Source organism: Luteibacter sp. (genome assembly GCF_035539195.1).
Lineage (GTDB): Bacteria > Pseudomonadota > Gammaproteobacteria > Xanthomonadales > Rhodanobacteraceae > Luteibacter.
The window spans coordinates 54402-76989 of record NZ_DATLIW010000029.1 but is presented as its reverse complement, the minus strand read 5'-3'; the positions used below and the strand labels follow the sequence as shown (position 1 = coordinate 76989).

The window sequence follows — 22588 nt, the reverse complement described above, 5'->3', positions numbered from 1 at the left end:
GTATGATCCCGCAGGATCATCACGGAGAGAGACCTATGTCGCGTCGTTTACTCGTTCTCGCGATCGCCGGTGCCGTCGCGCTGCCCGCCTTCGCCGCCACCGACGAGCGCACCGCGCTCACCCTCTACCGCGCCGAGGGCGATCAGCTCTTCGCCACCAACGGCGAAGCCGTTTCCAGCGACGGTTATGCCGTGGTCCACGAGCGCCGCGGCTTCGACCTGAAGGGCGGCACCCAGGATCTCTCCATCGACGGTCTCCCTGCGGCGCTGGACAGCGAAGCCCTCTCGCTACGCTTTCCCGGCAAGGGGACGCGCGTGGTGTCGCAGCGGCTGCTGCTCGGCCAGGGTTTCGACGGCGCCGTGGCAGGACTGGTCGGTCATAACGTGACCGCCATCGGTACCACCGGCCAGCCCATCGCCAGCGGCACGCTGGTTCGTGGCGGCGACGCCCTGGTGATTCGCGAAGCCAACGGCCAGGCCAGCCTGATCAAGGACTACGCGGCGCTGCGTGCGGCCGACGCCACCGACTTCGCCCGTGGCTCCACGCTGCAGGTCCGGGTGGCCGGCGGCAGCGCCGGCAACAGCACCGCGCAGCTCGACTACCCGACTTCCGGCCTGGGCTGGCGCGGCGCCTATGTGGCGACGGTTGCCCCCGGCGCCACCTGCAAGATGAACTTCGATGCGTCCGCCAGTATCGCCAACCGCAGCGGACGCGACTGGAAGGATGTCTCGCTGAAGCTCGTCGCCGGCGACGCGCAGCGCGCCAAGGCGCCGCCGGTGCGGGACAAGCTGTTCATGGCCCGCGCCGCACCCGCGGCGATGGCCATGGACGCCGCACCGATGGAACCACGCCAGGCCACGCTCGGCGACCTGCGCACCTACACCCTGCCCGCGGCAGTCGATCTGCCCGATGGCAGCGTGACGCAGACACCGCTGTACGAGAGCCGCACGTTGGACTGCGAACGCGAAGCCGTCTACGACACCAACATGCGTTACTACGGCAACCAGCCGCGCCTGGAACGCGACATCGGCATGCCGCCAAGCACGCAGATCGTTTCGAACCTGCGTTTCAAGGCCTTCGATGCGCTGCCCGCCGGCTATGTCCGCGTGTTGACCACCGATCGCGACGGCAATGCCGAACTGCTCGGCGAGGGGCGCCTGGACGATACCCCGAAGAACAAGGATGCGACCGTCTCCCTCGGTAACGCCTTCGACCTCGGCGCGACGCGCGAGCAGACGTCGTTCAGCGCGGACGCCGCCTCGCATCGCATGGATGAAGGCACACGCATCGTCCTCACCAACGCGGGGCAGACCAGCCGTACGATCACGGTGCGCGAGCACCCGAGCCGTTGGCGCGAGTGGGCGGTCACGTCGTCGTCGGTCAAGCCGACAAAGTCCACACCGGAGCTGCTGGAGTTCAAGGTGGAGGTGCCGGCCAATGGTTCGGTCAATCTCGACTACACCCTGCGCTACTCCTGGACCGCCGCCGACCTGCCGCACCCTTGAGCCTGCGGACGACCGCAGTGCGGCATGCCCTCGCCGCACTGCCCGGTCATACTTACCTCACCATTCCCGACGGACACGCGCCCATGCTCGACATTCTTCCGCACGACGGCGGCATCCATGAAATCCGCATGGCGCGCGCCCCGGTCAACGCGTTCGACATCAACCTCGTGCGCGCGCTTCGCGAAGCCATCGTCGAAGCGCCTTCCCATGGCGCTCGCGGCATCGTCCTCTCCGGTGCGCAGGGCATGTTCTCCGCGGGGGTGGACGTTCCCGCCCTGATCCAGCGCGATCGTGCGGGCGTGCAGGCGTTCTGGAACGAATTCTTCGCCCTCTGCGGCGCGATCGCCGCATCGAGCATTCCGACCGTGGCCGCGATCACCGGCCACAGCCCTGCCGGCGGTGCCGTCGTCGCGCTGTTCTGCGACTACCGGATCATGGCGCACGGCCCCTACAAGATCGGCCTCAACGAAGTGCAGGTCGGCCTGTCCGTGCCCGAGCCGATCCAGTTCGCCATGCGCCGTATCGTCGGCAATTACCGCGCCGAGCGCCTGGTCGTCGCCGGGGCCATGGTCGATGCCGAGCAAGCGCACGCGATCGGCCTGGTGGACGAACTCGCCACGGTGGAACAGGTCGTGCAGCGTGCCGTGATGTGGATGACCGACATGCTTAAACTGCCTCCCAACGCCATGCTGCGTACACGCGCGATCGCGCGTGCCGACCTGGTCGAGGTGTGGGGCGATACGACCGATCTGCTCGATCCGGGGTTCATCGACGACTTCTTCGCCGATGAGACACAAGGTGTCCTGAAGGCCCTTGTCGCCCGACTGAAGTCCAAATAACCGGCTCAGAGAAACCCGCGAATCCCCGCGACGCCCTGCGCGGCATGCAGCCGCGCGTCCATCCCGTCGTCGGGCCCGAGGCCGCCCAGCGCGTAGACCGGCAACGAAGCGGCCTCGACCAGTTGCGCAAAGCGCGGCCAGCCCAGCGGTTCGGCGGCCGGATGGCTGGCCGTGGCATGCACGGGCGACAGTGTGGCGAAGTCGCAGCCGATCGCGGACGCGAGCGCGAGCTCGACCGCATCGTGACAGGACGCGGCAACCGTCTGCGACAACGGTAGCGGCCTCGCGTCCAGCGCATGCAGCTGCGAGGCGGCCAGATGCACGCCTACGCCCTCGCCGAAGGCGAGCGCCCCCTCGATATCCCGATTGAGCAGCACGATCGCCCGATGCGCGCGCAACGTCGGGAGCAACCGCTCCACCACGGCACGCACCGCCTCCACCGGCAACCCGGGCAGGCGCAGCTGAAGCAAGCGCTCGCCCCGCGCCAGTGCGCTGGTCAGCAAATCGACCGCCTCCTGGGCGGAAACGTCAGGTGGCGTGATCGGATAGTGCGACGGCAATCGCGTCGAGGCCAGGATCGGACGGTCCGCCGGTGCCAGGATCGCCGGGTCGATATCGCGTGGATCCAGCCAGCGGATCTCCGCGGCGTCGAGTGCCTTCGGTTCACCCGACCAGGCGCGCACGAGGATCGCTTCCAGCAGCAAGCCGCGCTCGCCGTAACGCCACGGGATGCGCACGAGTGCCTCGAGCGAGAATGGGTCGACGGCGATACCCAGCTCCTCGTCGAGTTCGCGCTCGAGCGCGACCAACGGCGTTTCACCCGGCTCGAGCTTGCCCCCCGGAAACTCCCACACGCCCGCCAGGTGCTTGCCGGGCGGGCGTTGGGCGATGAGGATCCGTCCGGCGCCATCGACGAGGACGCCGGCGACCACATGCATCAGACGTTCCGGACGTATTCGACCATGTCGAAGGAGTGGGCGTGCTCCTTGTCGGCCTTGTGGTGCACGCGCGACACCTCGGCCCATTCCTTGAAATCGATGCCCGGGAAGAAGACGTCGGCGCCATCCACCGCGGCGTAGACCCAGGTGAGGTACAGCGTGCGCGCGTACGGGAGCGCCTCGCGGAACACTTCGCCGCCGCCGATGACCATGAGGCCGGCGTGGTTGCAGCTGGCCTGGGCCTCGGCCACCGAACGCACGGTGATCTGGCCCGGGTACGGTGCCTCACCCTTGCGGGAGAGCACGTAGTTCACCCGGTCGGGGAGCGCCTTGCCGATCGATTCGGCGGTCTTGCGGCCCATCAGCACGGCTTTGTCCGTGGTCAGGCGCTTGAAGTGACGCAGGTCTTCGGGGAGGTGCCAGGGCAGGCCTCCCTGCTTGCCGATAGCAAAGTTCTCGTCGAGCGCGGCAACCAGGTGAACGGACATGAAGCTTCCTTCGAATGGGAGGTGGAACGGGCGCACACGGCGGCCCTTGCGGTCCGCATAGTAGTCCTCCAAGTGTGATGAAGAAACTAACGCCTGTTTGATTCCCACGATGGAACCACCCCGATGACGCTTTCGACGTGGCGCCCTCTGGACGGGCTCACGTCCGCCTGTCCGCCGGACGTCTGTCCGCGGACAGGCCCAAGCCGGCGAAGGTCGCGGCGCGGTGCGGCGGGGCCCGTGGCATACACCTTGCTAGCCTGCGTTGGGGAAGACACCACAGGGATCGCCAACGATGTTCGGTTACTACATGCAGCTCGGACTTCGCAGTCTCAAACGCAATCCGGTCCTGACGCTGTTGATGGTGCTGGTCATCGCGATAGGCGTCGCGGCGTCGATGACCAGTTACGCCGTGTTCCGCGTGACCTCGGGCGATCCCATCCCGGAGAAGTCGTCGCAGCTGTTCATCGCGCAGATCGACAACTACGGCCCGGAAAACAGCGACGGCGATCCGCTGCCATGGCTCACCTGGCGCGATGCGACGGCGCTGGTGGACGCACACAAGGCGAAGCGGCAGACGCCGCTGTACCCTATCGGCGTGTCGATCGTCGCGGACGAGCCCAACACGATGGCCTCGCCTGCACGCGGTTATGCCGTGCAGGCCGACATGTTTCCCATGTTCGACGTGCCCTTCCTCTTCGGCGCGCCCTGGTCGGCGGCCGACGATGCGGGTAGCGCGCGGGTGGTGGTCATCGGCAGGAGCCTCAACGACCGCATGTTCGGCGGCGCCAACAGCGTGGGACGCGAGATCGACCTCGAGGGCACGCGCTTTCGCATCGTCGGCGTCACCGATACCTGGGATACCCGACCACGTTTCTTCGACCTGGACACGCGACAGAAAGGCTTCGGCGACCTCGGCGAGATCTACATGCCCTTCGCACGCGCCATCGCCGACGGTCGTGAACCCGCGGGCGGCAATGTATGCAACCGGCCGTCCAAGCCTGGCTGGGACAATTTCGTCCATTCCGAGTGCATCTTCATCAGCTTCTGGGCCGAGCTTCCCGACGCGGCGAGCGCGGCTTCATACCGACAGTTCCTGCACGACTACGCGGCCGAGCAGACACGCAGCGGCCGTTTTGCGTGGGCACCGAACGTACGGCTGCGCAACGTGCTGGAGTGGCTGGAATTCCGGAAGGTCGTGCCGGCGGAAGCGCGCATGAGCGTGCTGGTCTCCGCCGCCTTCCTGGTCATCTGCCTGGTCAACGTCATCGGCTTACTGCTTGCGAAGTTCATGCGGCGCGCGCCGGAGATCGGCATTCGCCGGGCGCTTGGCGCGTCCCGTGGCGCCATCTATGCACAATTCCTGCTCGAGGCCGCCTCGGTCGGCCTGGCCGGCGGCGCGCTCGGCGTGATCCTCACCGCGTTAGGCACCCTGTGCATCGGCGCCGTGTTCGACCCCGCGATCGCCGCTCTCGTCCACATGAACCTGCCCCTGCTCGGCCTCACTGTCCTTGTCGCGCTGGTCAGCACTCTCGTCGCGGCGTTCTATCCCACCTGGCGCGCCTCACGGGTGCAGCCGGCATGGCAACTCAAAGCCAGCTGACCCGGAGCACCCCATGCCACCCATCCGTCCCATTCTCGCCGCGCTCCGCCATCACAAGGCCGGTGCCATCCTCATTGCCGTACAGGTGGCGCTGACGCTCGCCGTCGTCTGCAATGCGCTGTTCGTCATCGAGCAGCGCTTGCAACGGCTGTCGCGCGACACCGGCATCGCCGAAAACGACATCATGGTGGTGAACAACCGTTGGGTTTCGCCCGCTGCGGAAATCCCTGCGCGCCAGGCAGCCGACGTCGCCATGTTGCGTGCCATGCCCGGGGTCGCCGATGCCTATGCGACCAACGCGTATCCCCTGGTCGGCGGCGCTTGGCAGAGCGGCATCCGACTCGACCCCGCCAGTTCGCATTTCGTCAGCGAAGGGGCGTCGATCTACTTCGTCGACGACCATGCGTTGAACACGCTCGGAGTAAAGGTCGCCGAAGGGCGCAACTTCCGCCCCGACGAGATCGGCGCCCTGGTACCGAACGGCAGCCCCGACGCGCCTTCGATCATCGTCACGCGGGCCCTGGCGAAACGCGCGTTCCCCGACGGCCATGCGCTCGGCAAGTCGCTCTACATCGGAAACAGCGATGCGCGCCCGAGCACGATCGTCGGCATCGTCGAGCACGTGCAGACGCCGCAGACCAACAGCTCCGATGACATCTACTGGGAAGACTCGATCTTCGTGCCGATGCATCTGACGGGCAGCGGTGCGTTCTTCGTCATACGTGCACAACCTGGCCGGCTGCCCGCGCTCCTGCGCGCGGTGCCCGACGCACTGAAGGCACAGAGCACGCGCCGCGTCGTTCCTTCACCGCATGGCGTGATGGCATTTCGCCAAGTGCGGGAGATGGCCTACCGCAGCGACCGTGGCCTGGCCTGGATGCTTGGCGGCATCTGCGTCACCCTGCTCGTGGTCACCGCCGCGGGTATCGTGGGGCTGACCAGCTTCTGGGTGGGCCAACGACGCCGTCAGATCGGCATCCGTCGTGCGTTGGGGGCGACGCGTCGCGATATCCTCGTGTACTTCCTCACCGAGAACGGGCTTATCAGCATGGCGGGGGCCCTGGCCGGCGTCGTGCTGGCCTTCGCGCTCAACGCCTGGATGATGCGTGCTTTCGAGACCTCGCGGCTCTCGCTGGTCTACGTGGGAAGCGGAACGGCGATCCTGCTCTTGCTCGGGCAACTGGCGGTGCTGTCGCCCGCGCGGCGCGCCTCCCGAGTCCCGCCGGTGGAAGCGACGCGAAGCGTCTGAACTGCCTTGGCGTGAGCTAGGAGCGATTCGGAAACCACAGGACGAACCGCGTGACGCCTTGGACCTCGCTCTCGACCGCCACCCTGCCACCGTGCAGCTCCATGACGCTCTTGACGATCGACAGCCCCAGGCCGGTCGAGTTGGCCGAATCGCTACGCGAGCGGTCCACGCGGTAGAAGCGGTCGAACAGTTTTTCCCGGTGTTCGGGCGGGATGCCGTCTCCCGGATTCTCCACCGCGACAACGACCATGTCATCCACCGCGGCCGTTCGCAGCGTGATCGTCTCCATCGGCGGCGTGTACCGCAGGGCGTTGGAGAGAAGGTTGCTCACCGCACGGCGAAAGAGGTCCCGATCCGCGCTGAGATGGGCGGTGCCCAGTGTCTGGATGGCCACCTGCCTCTCGGACGCGATACCTTCGAAGTACTCGGCGATGCGCTCCAGCTCGACGGCGACATCGAGCGAAACGCATTGCAAGGCGAATTGCGGGTTGTCCGCGCGCGCCAGGAACAGGACGTTCTCGATCGTGCGGCTCACGCGATCGCATTCCTCGATGTTGGAACCCAACAATGCCTGGTACTCCGGGGCGGTGCGTGTGCGCGTCAGGGCCACTTCATTGGTGCCGCGCAGATTGCCGATCGGCGTACGCAGGTCGTGGGCGAGGTCCACGGTGAACTGCCACACGCGCGTGAAGCCTCCTTCGAGCCGATCGAGCATGGCGTTCAGTGCATCGGTCAGGGCATGCAATTCCGCCGGCGCGCCACCTGCGGAAAGCCGGGTCTGCAAACTCTGCGCCGTGATCATCGCGGCGTCCGACGCCATGGCGCGAAGAGGCCGCAACGCACGTCTCACGAGCAAATGGCTCAATACGATGGCGGCCACCATGCCGGCCAACAAGCGCAAGGCCATGTCCCGGCCATATCGGTGGAGCACCGCCTCGCGGTCGGAGAGCGACCGGGCGACAACGATGGTTACATGCGCGCCGTCGCGCACCTGTCCGGTGACGGCCACCCCACGTATCGGCACCCCGTCGTCGCCACGCCATGTACGCAAATTGTCCGCGACGACGCGCTGGTCGGCGGGAACGGGCGCCCGGACGTCGAGCGGGAACCCACTCGGGTTGTAGTCGACGAGCGCCTGGCCTGAATCGTCCACTATGCGCAACGCGTTGCTGGTATCGCCCAGAACGCTTATCACCATCCTGTCCTGATGAGCCTTCAGCTCACCGAGCGAATCGAGTTCGGCGACCAACCGCCGGAGGTGCCGCGCGGAGAGCACGAGGTTGGTGTCGTCCTGCTCATGGCCGCGCTGTTCGGCAGCCCTGTACAGAAGAAGTCCCACGAGCACGAAGCACACCGTCATGATCACGAGAAACGTGGCGGTCAGCCGGGCGGCCAGGGACATGCGGGCCATCACCTGTCCTCGTGGCGGTCGTCGAGGACGTAGCCCATGCCGCGGACGGTATGGATGAGCTTCGCCTCATGGCCATCGTCGATCTTCGCTCTCAGGCGCCGGATCGCGACCTCGACGACATTCGTGTCGCTGTCGAAATTCATGTCCCATACGTAGGAAGCGATCTGCGTGCGACTAAGCACCTCGCCACGGCGGCGCGCCAGCAACTGGAGCAGCGAGAATTCCTTCGGTGTGAGGTCGACACGCTGCCCGTTGCGGCGCACGCGACGGCGGACGGCGTCGATCGAGAGATCACCGATGTCGACCTGCTCGATGTCGCGCGGCGGCCCGCGACGAAGCAACGTACGGATACGCGCCAGCAGTTCGACGAAGGCGAATGGCTTCACCATGTAATCGTCGCCGCCGAGTTCGAGGCCGCGAACACGTTCTTCCAGTTCGTCGATAGCCGTAAGCAGCAAAACGGGGGTTTCTTTCTTCAAGCGAAGACGGCGCAGGACCTCCCAACCGTCCATTCCCGGGAGCATGACGTCGAGGACAAGAAGGTCGTAGTCGTCCTCCAGCGCTTGATGGAGACCGTCGATGCCGTTAGCCACGACATCGACGGTGAAGCCGGATTCTTCCAGCCCCTTCTTCAGATATTCACCGGCTTTCTTTTCGTCCTCGATGACCAGAAGGCGCATGGCGGATCTCGCATGTGGTGCTGGATCCGATCATACATCCGGCCTCCGGCGAGCGTGATTACAGAATTGTCAGGAACCCGTCAGTAGCGCGCAAGGCCTGGGAACCTAGTCTTCCGGACGACCCAAACTGCCCAAGGCGGAACCCCCATGTGGATCGTCCAACTGGCGCTTCGGCGGCCATATACCTTCATTGTGATGGCGCTGCTCCTGGCCATCATCGGTCCGCTCATGGTGCTTCGCACGCCGACCGACATCTTTCCGAACATCAACATTCCGGTGTTGAGCATCGTCTGGTCGTTCAACGGCTTCTCGGCCGACGACATGGCCAACCGCATCACGACGCCCTACGAACGTGCGTTGACCTCCGACGTCGACAACATCGAGCACGTCGAATCGCAGACGGTCAATGGCGTGGCCGTCATCAAGGTCTACTTCCATGAAGGCGCGGACATCAACCGTGCGATCGCGGAAGCATCGGCCAACGCGCAGTCGATCCTCCGCGTGCTCCCGCCGGGCACCCTCCCGCCGCTGGTGATCTCATACAACGCGTCGACCGTGCCGATCCTGCAGCTGGCCCTGTCCAGCCATACGCTGCCGGAGCAGCAGTTGTACGACCTCGGTAACAATTTCATCCGCACGCAGCTCGCCACGGTGCAGGGTGCGGCCATTCCGCTGCCCTTCGGTGGCAAGGTCCGGCAGATCATGGTCGATATCGACCCCAAGTCCTTGCAGGCCCATGGCCTCGCACCGTTGGATGTCGTCAACGCGGTGAACGCGCAGAACCTGATTCTCCCCGGTGGCACGGCGAAGATCGGTGCGCTCGAGTACAACGTGAATCTCAACGGTAGCCCGTCCTCGGTCGACGCGCTGAACCTGATACCGGTGAAGGCGACGGCGGGCGGCGTGACCTACCTGCGTGACATCGCGACGGTGCGCGATGGTTTCGCGCCGCAAACGAATATCGTGCGGGTCGACGGGACGCGATCGGCGCTGCTCCAGGTGGAGAAGTCCGGCGATGCGTCGACCCTCGACATCATCGCATCGGTCAAGAGCCTGCTGCCGAAGATCACCGCGGGCCTGCCCAAAGCGCTCGAGGTCAAACCGGTCTCCGACCAGTCCGTCTTCGTCAGCTCGGCCGTGAGCGGCGTCGTCCGCGAAGGCATGATCGCCGCCGGCCTCACCGCGATCATGATCCTGCTGTTCCTCGGCAGCTGGCGGTCCACGCTGATCATCGCGATCACCATTCCGTTGTCGGTGGTCACCTCGCTGATCGTGCTCTCCGTGCTCGGCCAGACCATCAACATCATGACGCTGGGCGGCCTTGCGCTGGCGGTGGGCATCCTCGTCGACGATGCCACGGTGGAGATCGAAGCGATCAGCCACCACCGCGACATGGGCAAGGGGCTACGCGACGCGATCGTCGATGCCTCGGCACAGATCGCCCTGCCCACGCTCGTGTCGACCCTCTCCATCTGCATCGTCTTCCTGCCGATGTTCCTTCTTTCCGGCGTGGCCCGTTACCTGTTCGTGCCCCTCGCCGAAGCCGTCGTCTTCGCGATGCTGGCGTCGTACTTCTTCTCTCGCGCCCTGATCCCGACGCTGGCCATGTACATGCTACGTAACGACCGTCCCGCACCCGAGGGTGACGAGGGTCGCCCCGGTGTGCTGCGCCGGTTCCAGCAACGTTTCGAAGCAGGTTTCGAGCGCCTGCATGTGCGCTACCAGGCGGCCTTGCGAATCGTCATCGCCCATCCGCGTCGGCTTGGCGCCGTGTTCATCGTCGTTTGCGCCGGGTCGTTGCTGCTCATACCCTTCCTCGGCCGCGACTTCTTCCCGACATCGGACACAGGCGAGATCCGCCTGCACATGCGCGCCCGCACCGGGACACGGATCGAACAGACCGCCCGCATCGTGGATCTGGTCGAGCAGGATGTCCACCGCGTCATTCCGTCGGCTCAGCTCGGCAGCGTGCTCGATAACATCGGCCTCCCGGTGAGCGGCATCAACATGACCTACGACTCGTCGCTGCCGGTCGGCTCCGCGGACGCGGATATACTGATATCGCTGAAGGCCGGCCACGGTCCCACGGCGGCGTTCGTCACGGCTCTCAGGTATCGCCTGAATCGCGATTTCCCCGGTGTGACCTTCTCGTTCCTTCCCGCCGACATCATCAGCCAGACCCTGGATTTCGGCTTGCCTTCGCCGATCGACGTGCAGGTGGTGGGCACCGACAAGACGGGCAACCGAAAGATCGCCGAGCAACTGGTTGCCGGAATGCGCCATGTCGACGGCCTGGTCGATCCGCGCATCCAGCAGCCCGACGACGCGCCTTCCATCGACGTCGATGTGGATCGGGTAAAAGCCATCCAGGCCGGCTTTCCGCAGCGAACCATCGCGCAGAACCTGCTCATCGCGCTTTCCGGAAGCTCGCAGACGTCGCCCAATTTCTGGCTGAATCCGAAGAACGGCGTCAGCTATCCGCTGATGACGGAGGCGCCGCAGTACGACATCGATTCACTGCAGGCCCTGAACAACATTCCGCTCACCGGCAATGCCACCGGCAAGCAGGTCTCGCCAATCCTCGGCTCGTTGAGCACGCTGACCCGCACGTCGCAGGACGCCGTGGTGTCGCATTACAACGTGCAGCCGGTCATCGATGTCTTCGCGGGTGTACAGGGCCGCGACCTGGGTGCCGTCGCCGCCGACGTCGATCGTCTCGTCACCCAGGCACGCGCCCAGCTTCCCGCCGGCTCGAGCATTACGGTGCGCGGCGAGGTGCAAACGATGCAGGCGTCGTTCTCGGGTCTGTTGCTCGGGCTCGCGTTCGCCGTGCTCCTCGTTTACGCGCTGATGGTGGTGAACTTTCAGTCGTGGACCGATCCACTGGTCATCATCGGCGGTTTGCCGGGTGCGCTGGCCGGCATGGCGTGGATCCTGTTCGTCACGCGCACGACGGTCAGCGTCCCGGCCCTGACCGGCGCCATCATGTGCATCGGCATCGCGACGGCCAACAGCATTCTCGTGGTCAGCTTCGCACGTGACCGACTGCACGACGGCGCCCATCCTGTCGAAGCCGCATTCGATGCGGGAAGCACGCGCTTCCGCCCTGTTCTGATGACCGCGCTCGCCATGCTCATCGGCATGCTCCCGATGGCCCTCGGGCTCGGTGACGGCGGCGAGCAGAACGCGCCGCTCGGTCGTGCGGTCATCGGTGGCCTTTTGTTCGGCACCGTCGCCACGCTGATTTTCGTCCCCACGATCTTCGCCGCCGTGCACACCTGGCTCGCGCGTCGCCTGAAGGCGCCGGCTGTCCTTCCTTCCCCTGTTTCCACGCACTGACGGGAGCGTCATTCTCATGCTTACCCCCATGCAACCTTCTGCCAAGTCGCATTCACGGCTCCTCGTCGCTGCGCCTGTCGCCGTCGTCTGTATCGCCCTTGCGGTGGGCGGCCTTCCCCGCCTGTCCGCCCATGCCGCCGTGGTGAAGCAGACAGCGGCATTGAGCGTGCCGACGGTGGCGGTGGTGGTCCCCACCAAGGCGCCGAACCAACAGTCCCTCGTGCTTCCGGGCGATGTCGAAGCCTTTCAGGAAGCGAATATCTACGCCCGGACCAGTGGCTACCTCGGTCGCTGGCTGACCGACATCGGCACGCATGTCCACCAGGGGCAGTTGCTTGCGGAGATCCAGTCCCCCGAGGTGGATGCCGAACTGGCCCAGGCTCGCGCCGACGCGGCGACGGCGTCGGCAAACTTCGACATCGCACGGGTGACTGCCTCGCGCTGGGAGGACATGCTCAAGAACAATGCCGTGTCCCGACAGTCCAGCGAGGAGAACGTGAGCGCGATGAAGGCGAAGCAGGCCATGCTCGGTGCCGCTCAGGCCAACGTCGAGCGCCTCCGGCAGCTGCAGTCGTTCGAGAAGGTCTATGCGCCGTTCGACGGTGTCGTCACGGTTCGCAACGTCGATGTCGGTGCCCTGGTCGATGCGGGTAACGGCGGAACGCCGGCGGCCCTCTTCAGGCTCGCGGAAACCGACAAACTGCGCGTCTTCGTCAACGTGCCGCAGGACGAGGCCACCGATGTGACCATTGGCTCGCGAGCCACACTGACCTTGCCTCAGTTCCCCGGCCGCACGTTCGCGGGAAGCGTGGCACGGACATCCGGCGCCATCGATCCAGCCAGCCGCACGCTGCGCACCGAGGTGGACATGGACAACACCGACGGGGCCGTTCCTCCGGGTGCCTACGCCCAGGTCGAGCTTGCGCTGACATCGCCGGGAGCGGCGCTATCGCTGCCGGCCAACACACTCCTGTTTCGTCCTACAGGGGTGCAAGTGGCCACCGTGGACAGCAAGGGTCAGGTGCAACTGGTCCCCGTGACGCTCGGGCGCGACTTCGGCACCCGCGTTGAAATCCGTACCGGGCTGCGCGGTGACGAGCGCGTGGTTGTCGATCCGGGCGACGCCATCGGCAACGGCCAGGCAGTGAGCATCAACACGCATCCCGCGGATGCGACCTGAGCGAACGAGGAAATCACCATGCGCATGACGTCCTTCCCCCGCAACGCCGGCACGCTTGCCTTCGTTATCGGAGCCATCCTTGCGGCAGGCTGTACGCCCGGGCCGGCGTACGTCCGACCCTCCATCGACGTCCCTCCGCAATTCAAGGAGCAACCCGCGGAAGGCGCGGATGCGCGCCACGTTCGACCCGGTTGGGTCGCCGCGCATCCCGCCGATGCGGTGGATCGTGCCGACTGGTGGAGCGCATTCGGCGACGAGACGCTCGACCGGCTCGAGGCGCGCGTCGATGCCGGCAACCCGTCCATCGCCCGCCAGGTGGCCAACCTGCGCGCCGCGAAGGCCGAGGCCGGACAGGCGAGCGCCGCGTACTACCCGACGATCACCGCGGGCGTCGACGCGTCGCGCAACCATACCTCGCAGAACGTCGTCGGACGCTCGCTGGCCGGCAAGACCGTCTCCGATTACGACGCCCAGGTGGATGTGAGCTGGGAGCCCGACTTGTTCGACCGTATCGGCCATCAGGTCGATGCCGCCAACGCCCGCTACCAGGCGAGCGCCGCCGACCTGGCGTCAGTGAGCCTCGCCACCCATGCCGAGCTCGCTGTCGACTACGTCGGGCTGCGCGACGCCGATGCGGAGGCCACGCTGCTCGAACAGACCGTGGCCGACTATACGAAAGCCCGCGATCTGGTGGCGGTACGCTTCAAGGGCGGCATCGCGTCCGATGCGGACCTCGCGCAGGCGGAAACCCAGTTGCAGGTCGCCCGTGCGCAATGGGTGGACGTCGGCGAAAGCCGCGCCCATTTCGAGCACGCCATCGCCACGCTGATGGGCATGCCACCGTCCGGCCTCACCATCCCTGCGTCCACGACCGCCATCGCCTTGCCTGCCGTACCGGCTGGTCTTCCCTCGACGTTGCTGGAGCGCCGGCCCGACATCGCCGCCGCCGAACGCCGCGTTGCCGCGGCCAATGCGGATGTGGGGGAAGCCACGTCGGCCTTCTTCCCCGATTTGCTCCTTTCGGCATCCGGTGGCCTCGAGGCGTCGACGCTCGGTAGCTTCGCGGCGCTTCCCAGTCGCTTCTGGTCGATCGGCCCTGCCCTGGTCGGCACGCTGTTCGACGGCGGGCGGCGAAAGCAGGCGCTGCGTCAGGCCGAGGCAAAGGAAGACGCTGCCGCCGCCGACTACCGGCAGACCGTGCTTTCGGCGTTCCAGGACGTCGAAGACAACCTGTCGTCGTTGCGGGTACTCGGCAACGAAGCCACGGCACAGCACAGGGCCGTCGATGCCGCCGATCGCGCGGCGCAGCTGGCCCTCACTCGCTACCAGGCCGGTGCGACCGACTACCTCGAGGTCGTCTCCACCCAAAGTACCGCGCTGGCTCAGCGTCGCGCCGATGTCGAGCTATCGCGGCGGCAGCTGGAATCGGACATCCGACTGATCAAGGCTATCGGTGGCGGCTGGCATGCCGATGCGGCGCAAACCCTGGCGACTCAAACCGCCACAGGCGCCTTGATGGCCGGATACGGGTCGTAGTCCACGATGGCGATATCCTCGAAGCGGAAGTCGAAGATCGACGTCACCTCCGGGTTCAGCGCGAGCTTCGGCAACGGCCGCGGCTCGCGAAGAAGCTGCTTGTCGGCCTGCTCGAGGTGGTTCGCGTAGAGATGCGCGTCGCCCAGCGTGTGCACGAAGTCGCCCACGTCCAACCCGGTCACCTGGGCGATCATGTGAGTGAGCAGCGCGTAGCTGGCGATGTTGAACGGAATGCCGAGGAAGATATCGCCCGAGCGCTGATACAACTGGCAGGACAACTTTCCGTTGGCCACGTAGAACTGGAACATCGTGTGGCAGGGCATCAGCGCCATCTTCGGCAACTCGCCCACGTTCCACGCGGAAACGATGAGGCGACGCGAATCCGGATTGCGCTTGATCTCGTCGACGACCCAGGCGATCTGGTCGACCACCTTGCCGTCGGCCGTCGGCCATGCGCGCCACTGGCGGCCGTATACGGGGCCGAGGTCGCCGTTGGCGTCGGCCCATTCGTCCCAGATGCTGACGCCGTTTTCCTTCAGGTAAGCGACGTTGGTGTCGCCCCGCAGGAACCAGATCAGCTCATGGACGATGGAGCGCAGGTGCAGCTTCTTCGTCGTGACCAGGGGGAAACCCCTGGCCAGGTCGTAGCGCATCTGCCAGCCGAACACGCTGCGCGTGCCGGTGCCGGTACGATCCGATTTCTCGGTGCCGTGGTCGCGCACGTGGCGCAGGAGTTCCAGGTAGGGCTGCATGGCTCGGGACGATATCAGGTCGCGGTCGCGGGGGGCGCCGCGACGGGTGCATAGGGCGCACGGCGCGACATGACCAGCCAGAGGATGCCGAGCGCGATCAGGGGCAGCGAGAGTACCTGCCCCATCGTGAGCCAGCCGAAGGCCAGGTAGCCCAGCTGGGCGTCGGGCACGCGGACGAATTCGACGATGAATCGGAAGCAGCCGTACATCAGGGCGAACAGGCCCGAGACGGCGTAGCGCCGGCGCGGCTTCAGCGTGAACAGCCAGAGCACCGTGAACATGACCACGCCTTCCAGCGCGAACTCGTAAAGCGGATTGGGATGGCGCGGCAGCGCGTCGGGCGCATGCGGGAAGATCATGCCGATGGGCAGGTCGGTGGGCTTGCCCCACAGCTCGCCATTGATGAAATTGCCCAGGCGGCCGAGGCCGAGGCCCAGGGGCACCAGCGGCGCGACGAAGTCGATGGTGTCGAAGAACTTCACGTTGTTGCGCCGCGACCACCAGATGCCGGCCACCACCACGCCGAGCAGGCCGCCATGGAAGGACATGCCGCCGTCCCAGATACGGAAGATCGCCAGGGGGTCGGTCCAGATCCAGGAGATGGCCGTGTAGAAGAGCATGTAGCCGATACGGCCACCCAGGACCACGCCCATCATGCAATAGAACATGAGGTCGCCGAAGCGATCGGCGCTGACCGGCAGGCGACCCTGCCGGCGACGGTACTCGCCGAGCGCCCATCCGCCGAGGAAGCCGCCGAGGTACATGAGCCCGTACCAATGGACCTGGAGAGGCCCGAGGGACAGCGCGACGGGATCGATATTGACGACGAACGGAGTTGCCATGGAGGGCCCAGGAAGATCGCAGGCGGCAAGTGTAGCGCCCCCTCCGGCCCAGGGGTCGCCTTGTGGCCGGCCCCGGAATGGGCTATATCCCGGCGTGGGCGCGGTCCGGGGAGGACCGCGTGTATGGATGTACCCAACCAGGGGGAGTCGAACATGAAGTACCGCTTCGCGCGGCCGTTGCTGGCCGTGCTGTGTATGGGCGCCTGCGCCTCCGGCGTAGCCGCCGCCGAACTGATCCCGACGGCCGATTTCGCCCGTCGCGAGCCGCTGACCATGCCCCGCCTCTCGCCGGACGGCAAGCATTTCTCGGTGGTTTATCACGACGTCGACGGCAAGACGCACGCCATCGCCATCTATGCCGTCGACGACCCGAGCAAGCCAATCAGCCTGATCCGGATGCCCCCCTACGAATTGCCCGCCAACATCATCTGGGCGAGCGCCACGCGCCTGGTCGTCGCCCGCGGCAAGCAGGACGGCTCGATCGGCAACACCTCGTACACCGGCGAGATCATGGCGATCGACATCGACGGCAAGAACCCCGACTACCTTTACGGCTACGAGGCCGTCGGCAAGCGCTCGGCCACGCGCCAGACCGACTCGGGCTGGGGCGAGATCGAAGGGGCGCCGGTGCAGAGCAACGGCCACTTCTACATGCGCGCAACTTCGTGGTCGGACCAGAATCGCAGCACGCTGTACGACGTCGATGCCACCAGCAGTGCCCGCAAGCAGATGGCCGACATCGGTATCGGCAGCATGAGCTTCATGATCTCGCCCGATGGCGCGGCGAAGTTCTCCTACGGTACCGATGCCGACTTCAAGTACGTCGTGTTCCACCGCGAAGGCAGCGGCTGGGCCAAGGTGCCCGAAAACGGCGAACTGCAGCGCTTCGTTCCCGTCGCTTCCGTGGCTGGCAGCAACCGCATGTACGCCCGCTACAGCCCCCATGGCATGGGCGGCGAACTGGTCGAGCAGGACGAGGACGGCGGAAACCGCCGCGTGATCAGCCGGGACGATTTCAGCCTGGTCACATCCGATGGCTTGTGGACACCCGTGCCACTACGGCCCTTCGGCACGTACGCGGAGAGTGGCATCCCGAAGGTGACCTATGTCGATCCCCAGGACGCGATCGCCAAGCTGCATATGGCGCTGTCGCTGAAATTCCCGGGCAGCTTCGTCAACTTCATCGACTTCAGCCAGGACGGTGGGCAGCTGATGTTCGGCGTGTCGAGCGACCGCGATCCGGGTCGCTTCATGCTGATCGATACCAAGACGTTCAAGGTGCACAGTCTCTTCGCCGTCGCGCCCTGGATCGACGCGACGAAGATGGCCGAGCGCCGTCCACTGCGATTCAAGGCCAGCGACGGCATGGAACTCGAGGCCATCCTCACCTTTCCCAAGGGCAAGTCCGAAGCCAACCTGCCGATGGTCCTGCTGCCGCATGGCGGCCCGATCGGCATCAAGGACGACTGGTTCTACGACGAGGACGCGCAGTTCCTGGCCAATCGTGGCTACCTGGTGCTGCAGGTGAACTACCGCGGCTCCGGCGGTCGCGGCAACGGCTTCGAGCAGGCCGGCTACCTCAAGTGGGGCACGCGCGTTCAGGAAGACCTGATCGACGGCGTGAAGTGGGCGATCGCGCAGAACTACGCCGACCCCAAGCGAATCTGCGTCTACGGGGCCAGCTTCGGCGGATACGCCGCAATGATGACCACCATCCGGGAACCGGGAATGTTCAAGTGCGCGGTGGGCTACGCGGGCCTTTACGACCTGGGCATGATGTACAGCAAGGGCGACATCAAGACGACCAAGCTCGGCCGCAGCTACCTGACCACGGTGGTCGGCCACGACGAGGCCGATCTGGCCGCAAACTCCCCCGACCACCTGGCCGACAAGATCACCGTGCCGGTCCTGCTGGTCCACGGCGAGGACGATGAACGCGTGCCGTTCGCCCAGTTCAAGGCGATGCGCGCCGCGATGGATGCGGCCCACAAGCCTTACGAAGTCCTGACCAAGTCCGGCGAGAAGCACGGCTTCCTCAAGCCGGAGAACGTCGAGGAGTTCTATAACAAGCTGCAGGCGTTCCTCGACAAGAACATCGGTGGCGGCGAAGCCACCACCGCGTCGAACTGAGCCAGGACACCCACCGGCGGAGGCCCATGACTTCCGCCGGTTGCCCCGGTCACGCCGCCCGCGTTATCTTCGGTGGATCGTCGAGCCCGGGTGGGGTATGGCGGGGCTTGGGAGGCTTCAGGGTATGCACGTCAGTTCCGGGCACAAGCGCCTCGTCGCAGGGCGACGCGTAGCGCTTGCCGTAGCGCTCGGAGCCTGCTTGCCTGCCGCGGGGGTCCATGCGCAGGAAACCAGCTCGTCGGCGGAAATGCTCGCACCGGTGAACGTCAGCGTGACCGGCTCGCGGATCCGCGGCACCGATGTCGAAACCGCCCAGCCCGTGTTCACCCTGGATCGCCAGGCCATCCGCCAGACAGGGCTGACCAGCCTGGCCGACATCATCGGCCGCATTCCATCCGCGTCGACACCCGAAGTCACGCCGCAGGACACGCTTTCGTCCAGCACCGACGCCGGCGGCCGTTACGCCAACCTGCGCAACCTCGGTGCCGTACGCACCCTCATCCTGGTCAATGGCCGTCGCTGGGCTACCAGCCTCAACGGACTGACCGACCTCTCCACCATTCCGGTAGCCACTGTCGAGCGAATCGAAGTGCTCAAGGACGGCGCCTCATCGATCTATGGCTCCGATGCCATTGGCGGCGTGGTCAACATCGTCACCACCGATCGCTTCGAGGGCGCCTCCGCGGACGTGCTCTACGGTGTCAACGGCAAGGGCGACGGCAGCCAGAAGAACGGCACGTTTACCTGGGGCAAGAGCAGCGAGCGCGCTTCGATCATTCTCGGCGCCAGTTACGAGGACGCCGACGAACTGTCCGACAGCAAGCGCTCGCTCACCCGCACCGCTTATGGCCCACGCCATCCCGATGTCGGTTTCGGCATGGGCCCGTACGGCGGAGTGGTCGATCCGCGCGCGGCCGGGACGGCGGGCGCGGGTACCTACAGCGCCGACGGTTCGTGGATGCCCAACCGCTACGTGGTGAACCATCCCGGCGGCGTGGTCGGCGACACCGCCGACCTAGCCAATTACCACCCGTACGACGTCAACAGCAACGCCGACAAATATTCCACGTCGCGGGACATGACCTTCCGCGCCGGCAGCAAGCTGCGCAACCTGTTCGCGACGGGGCGGTACAACGTCACCGACGATATCGCCCTACGCGGCATGGCCAGCTATGGCGTGCGCGATACGCGCAGCCAGGCCGCCGGCTATCCGCTGGAAAGTGGCTCCGGTCGCACCAGCGATCTCGGCATCGATCCCGGTAACGCCTACAACCCGTTCCCCGGCTATGAAACCGACTTCTTCCGCCGGACGACGGAAGTGCCGCGAATCACCTGGGCCAAGAGCAAGGCTTTCCACGTCGATGCCGGCGCCGAAGGCAGTTTCCTCTGGAACGACCGCACCTGGAACTGGGACGTGACCTACGGCTATTCCGAGGCGCGCGACAGCCGTACCGACAGTGGCAACATCAACCTGGCCAACGCGGCCAAGGCGCTCGGCCCCACCGCGGTGGTGAACGGCAACATCGTCTGCGCGAATGCCGTGGATCGCGCGGCAGGCTGCGTTCCCTGGAACATTCTTGCCGGTCCCGGCGGCACGCCGGATGCCGTCTGGAATTACGTGCAGTCCACGACGACCGCGCGCCAGGTAACGCGAACCAACGACATCGTCGCCAACCTGACCGGCGGTGTGTTCGACCTGCCTGCTGGCACCGTGCGGGTCGCCGGGGGTCTGGAGCATCGCAGCGAGAACGGCCGCTACGTGCCCGATCCCCTTGACTCCGCGGGTCTGACCACCCAACTTGCCAGCAACCCGACCAACGGCGGCTACATCGTCAACGAGGCTTACCTCGAACTCGACGTACCCCTGCTCGCCGACCTGCCCTTCGCCCGGGAACTGGCGGTGAATGCGTCGTCGCGCTATTCGCACTACAGCGCGTTCGGTGGCCGTACCAACAACAAGTACAGCTTCCGCTGGAAGCCGTTCGACGACGTGTTGTTGCGCGGTACGTACGCCGAGGGCTTCCGTGCGCCCACCGTCGCCGACCTCTACGCGGGTTCGAGCGAAAGCTTCGAAAGCTTCCTCGATCCCTGCGACAGCGCCTATGGCGCGGCTGCCTCCGACGCCGGTGTACGTGGACGCTGCGCCGCCGCCGGAGTGCCGGCGAACTACCGGCAGATCGACCAGTCGGGCGCGCAGGTCAACTCGGCCACGGGCGGCCAGAATCCGGTCGCCTTCCGCACGGGTGCCAATCCAGCGCTGAAGCCCGAGTCGTCGATCACGCGGACCGCTGGCCTGGTCTACAGCCCCAGCTACCTCGATGGCCTCGATGTCACGCTCGACTATTACAAGGTCGACATCCGCGACGTGATCACGCCGATCCTCGCGGGCGACATCCTCAACTTCTGCTACGTGCGCAATGACCCGACCTACTGCGGGCGTTTTACCCGGGCCGCCGACGGGCACATCACGTCGCTGGACGAGAGCCTCGCCAACCTCGGCACGCTGCATACCGCAGGCTATGACCTCGGCGCGCACTACCGCTTCCCGGAGACGCGCTACGGCGAGTTCACCCTGCTCTCCGATAGCACCTATCTGAAGGACTACACGCAATCGAGCAGCCCGGGTTCGCCGCCGCGACAACTGGCCGGCTATATGAACGGCGTGCAGGGCCTGTACCGCGTGCGCTCGAACCTGTCGCTCGACTGGTCATGGAAGCGTTTCGGCGCGACCTGGACCGTACGCTATTTCGACGGCTTGAAAGATTCGTGCTGGTCCGCGACGGTCGAGTGCAACCGCCCCAACGAGATCAATGCGATCAGCGGCGCAACCGGTATCAGCCGAAAGGGCTCGGTCGCGTTCCATGACGCGCAACTACGCTGGCAGGCGCCTTGGAACGGCAACTTCCGCGTCGGCATCAACAATGTCTTCAATCGCAAGGGCCCGCTGTACTACAACGTGTCCAGCGCCGGTGGCGGCAGCCCACCGTACAACCCGGCCTTCGATGTCGACCGGTATGTCTACGTGGGATACCAGCAGAAGTTCTGAGGTTCGAACGTCGGCCTGCGGCCGGACTTTCTACGTCACCCATGTCGGACACCAGATCTATGTGCTCCATGCTTTTGCCAAGAAGACGCAGAAGACCCCTCTCTCTGATATCAAGATTGGTAGGTCACGATATAAATCGATTGCTCCTTAGACACGCGGACCACAGGTGCCAGGCGTAGCAACTCCCCCAGGCCAGATAGGACGTATCCCAATGACCCGCGACGACACGACGTTGACCCATTCCAGCGGAAATGTGTTCGCTGACCTTGGATTTTCTGAGCCCGAGGCCAGTGTCCACAAGATGCGATCCGAGCTCATGATCGCCATCGAGAAGATGATCGACGACAAACATTTGTCGCAGACTGAAGCGGCCCAGGTTCTGAAAGTGAGCCAGAGCCGGGTATCCGACCTTCGTCGGGGGAAGGTCGAGAAGTTCAGCTTGGACATGCTGGTTACCTTCGCTGCGCGTATGGGCAACAAGGTTCGACTTACGCTCGCTTGAGGGAAACCAGAGAACGCTGGGCGATGCCATCCGTCAAGGCACCACCGCCAGCGGCGAAACGATATCCGCCCCCTCGCTACGAGCAGGCGCGCCGTTGGTGTTCTGCCCCACCGCTATCAACCACTGCCCGTGCTGCTTGCGCGCGAGGAACACCATGATCCCCGAGCGCGGTGGAACGGGGCGCCCCTCGGCATCCGTGGCGCCGGTGATCTGCCAGGTGTAATGCACCGACGCGAGGTCTGCCGCGAGGAAGCGCACGTTCGTACCCATGACGCGATTCACCGAGAGGCGGAAGCGGTCGCCGAGAATACGCGTGTGGTAGGTTTCGAAATCCTTCTGCCCGCGCATCCACTTGCCGTCGACGGTGACGAAATCCACGTCGCGCTCGGTCAGTACCGTGAGTCCGTGACCATCGTGGCGGTTCCACGCGTCGACAAAAGCCTGGGGTAGCGCGGTGAGTGCCGCCTCGTCGTTGGCGGTCTGTGCCTGGACCAGCGACGAGCCGAGAAACGCAACGATCAGGAACAGGAAGGTCTTCATGCGTCGAGCCG

The 22588-nt window shown here is 65.6% G+C and carries 18 protein-coding genes; 11 read left to right on the top strand and 7 right to left on the bottom strand.

The annotated features are described in order from the left end of the window. Positions 1–35: 35 nt before the first annotated feature. Positions 36–1505 carry a DUF4139 domain-containing protein gene (locus VM621_RS09445; RefSeq protein WP_325468718.1) on the top strand — a complete coding sequence of 490 codons (1470 nt, stop codon included), beginning with the start codon at positions 36–38 and terminating at the stop codon, positions 1503–1505. 83 nt (positions 1506–1588) lie between these two features. After that, on the top strand, positions 1589–2344 hold the full coding sequence (locus VM621_RS09440; protein WP_325468717.1) for an enoyl-CoA hydratase/isomerase family protein: 756 nt from the start codon (positions 1589–1591) through the stop codon (positions 2342–2344). A gap of 5 nt (positions 2345–2349) precedes the next feature. Here VM621_RS09440 and VM621_RS09435 read toward each other — a convergent pair whose 3' ends face one another. Both VM621_RS09435 and VM621_RS09430 read right to left on the bottom strand, forming a co-directional pair. Continuing rightward, positions 2350–3282: a Nudix family hydrolase gene (locus VM621_RS09435; protein WP_325468716.1), complete on the bottom strand. Its 933-nt coding sequence runs from the start codon at positions 3280–3282 to the stop codon at positions 2350–2352. Continuing rightward, positions 3282–3770: a dihydrofolate reductase gene (locus VM621_RS09430; RefSeq protein ID WP_325468715.1), complete on the bottom strand. Its 489-nt coding sequence runs from the start codon at positions 3768–3770 to the stop codon at positions 3282–3284. The genes VM621_RS09435 and VM621_RS09430 overlap by 1 nt, the downstream gene beginning before the upstream one ends. A gap of 292 nt (positions 3771–4062) precedes the next feature. On the opposite strand from VM621_RS09430, the gene VM621_RS09425 reads away from it, so the two are divergent. Beyond that, on the top strand, positions 4063–5370 hold the full coding sequence (locus tag VM621_RS09425) for an ABC transporter permease (RefSeq protein ID WP_325468714.1): 1308 nt from the start codon (positions 4063–4065) through the stop codon (positions 5368–5370). A gap of 13 nt (positions 5371–5383) precedes the next feature. Next, positions 5384–6619, top strand: a complete 1236-nt coding sequence (locus VM621_RS09420) for an ABC transporter permease (RefSeq protein ID WP_325468713.1) — start codon at positions 5384–5386, stop codon at positions 6617–6619. Positions 6620–6635: 16 nt separating this feature from the next. Here VM621_RS09420 and VM621_RS09415 read toward each other — a convergent pair whose 3' ends face one another. Both VM621_RS09415 and VM621_RS09410 read right to left on the bottom strand, forming a co-directional pair. Next, the gene (locus tag VM621_RS09415) at positions 6636–8030 is read right to left on the bottom strand and encodes a heavy metal sensor histidine kinase (RefSeq protein WP_325468712.1); all 1395 of its coding nucleotides are present in this window, start codon (positions 8028–8030) and stop codon (positions 6636–6638) included. Continuing rightward, complete coding sequence (locus tag VM621_RS09410) at positions 8030–8710, bottom strand: heavy metal response regulator transcription factor (protein ID WP_325468711.1); 681 nt, start codon at positions 8708–8710, stop codon at positions 8030–8032. Before VM621_RS09410 ends, VM621_RS09415 begins: the two co-directional genes overlap by 1 nt. Positions 8711–8857: 147 nt before the next feature. Between VM621_RS09410 and VM621_RS09405 the strand changes: the two genes are divergently transcribed. From VM621_RS09405 to VM621_RS09395, 3 genes are read left to right on the top strand one after another with little or no spacing between them, the layout of a single operon-like run. Continuing rightward, the gene (locus VM621_RS09405; protein ID WP_325468710.1) at positions 8858–12049 is read left to right on the top strand and encodes an efflux RND transporter permease subunit; all 3192 of its coding nucleotides are present in this window, start codon (positions 8858–8860) and stop codon (positions 12047–12049) included. A gap of 28 nt (positions 12050–12077) precedes the next feature. Continuing rightward, on the top strand, positions 12078–13229 hold the full coding sequence (locus VM621_RS09400; RefSeq protein WP_325468709.1) for an efflux RND transporter periplasmic adaptor subunit: 1152 nt from the start codon (positions 12078–12080) through the stop codon (positions 13227–13229). A gap of 18 nt (positions 13230–13247) precedes the next feature. Further along, positions 13248–14765 (top strand): efflux transporter outer membrane subunit, encoded by a 1518-nt coding sequence (locus VM621_RS09395; RefSeq protein WP_325468708.1) that lies wholly within the window; start codon positions 13248–13250, stop codon positions 14763–14765. Here VM621_RS09395 and VM621_RS09390 read toward each other — a convergent pair. Then, complete coding sequence (locus VM621_RS09390) at positions 14723–15517, bottom strand: thymidylate synthase (protein ID WP_325468707.1); 795 nt, start codon at positions 15515–15517, stop codon at positions 14723–14725. The genes VM621_RS09395 and VM621_RS09390 overlap by 43 nt on opposite strands. 14 nt (positions 15518–15531) lie before the next feature. Beyond that, the gene (gene lgt / locus VM621_RS09385; RefSeq protein WP_325468706.1) at positions 15532–16359 is read right to left on the bottom strand and encodes a prolipoprotein diacylglyceryl transferase; all 828 of its coding nucleotides are present in this window, start codon (positions 16357–16359) and stop codon (positions 15532–15534) included. 153 nt (positions 16360–16512) lie between these two features. Between lgt and VM621_RS09380 the strand changes: the two genes are divergently transcribed. The 4 genes from VM621_RS09380 (at position 16513) to VM621_RS09365 (ending at position 22037) form a co-directional block, all read left to right on the top strand. Continuing rightward, positions 16513–18489, top strand: a complete 1977-nt coding sequence (locus VM621_RS09380) for an alpha/beta hydrolase family protein (protein ID WP_325468705.1) — start codon at positions 16513–16515, stop codon at positions 18487–18489. Between the two features lie 199 nt (positions 18490–18688). Next, positions 18689–21535 (top strand): TonB-dependent receptor domain-containing protein, encoded by a 2847-nt coding sequence (locus tag VM621_RS09375; RefSeq protein ID WP_325468704.1) that lies wholly within the window; start codon positions 18689–18691, stop codon positions 21533–21535. Then, positions 21492–21686, top strand: coding sequence for a type II toxin-antitoxin system RelE/ParE family toxin (locus tag VM621_RS09370; protein ID WP_325468703.1), 195 nt, complete (start codon positions 21492–21494; stop codon positions 21684–21686). Before VM621_RS09375 ends, VM621_RS09370 begins: the two co-directional genes overlap by 44 nt. Positions 21687–21746: 60 nt before the next feature. Beyond that, positions 21747–22037 carry a helix-turn-helix transcriptional regulator gene (locus VM621_RS09365; protein WP_325468702.1) on the top strand — a complete coding sequence of 97 codons (291 nt, stop codon included), beginning with the start codon at positions 21747–21749 and terminating at the stop codon, positions 22035–22037. Between the two features lie 33 nt (positions 22038–22070). On the opposite strand, the gene VM621_RS09360 is transcribed toward VM621_RS09365, so the two are convergent. Continuing rightward, positions 22071–22577: an SgcJ/EcaC family oxidoreductase gene (locus VM621_RS09360; RefSeq protein ID WP_325468701.1), complete on the bottom strand. Its 507-nt coding sequence runs from the start codon at positions 22575–22577 to the stop codon at positions 22071–22073. Positions 22578–22588 lie beyond the last annotated feature (11 nt).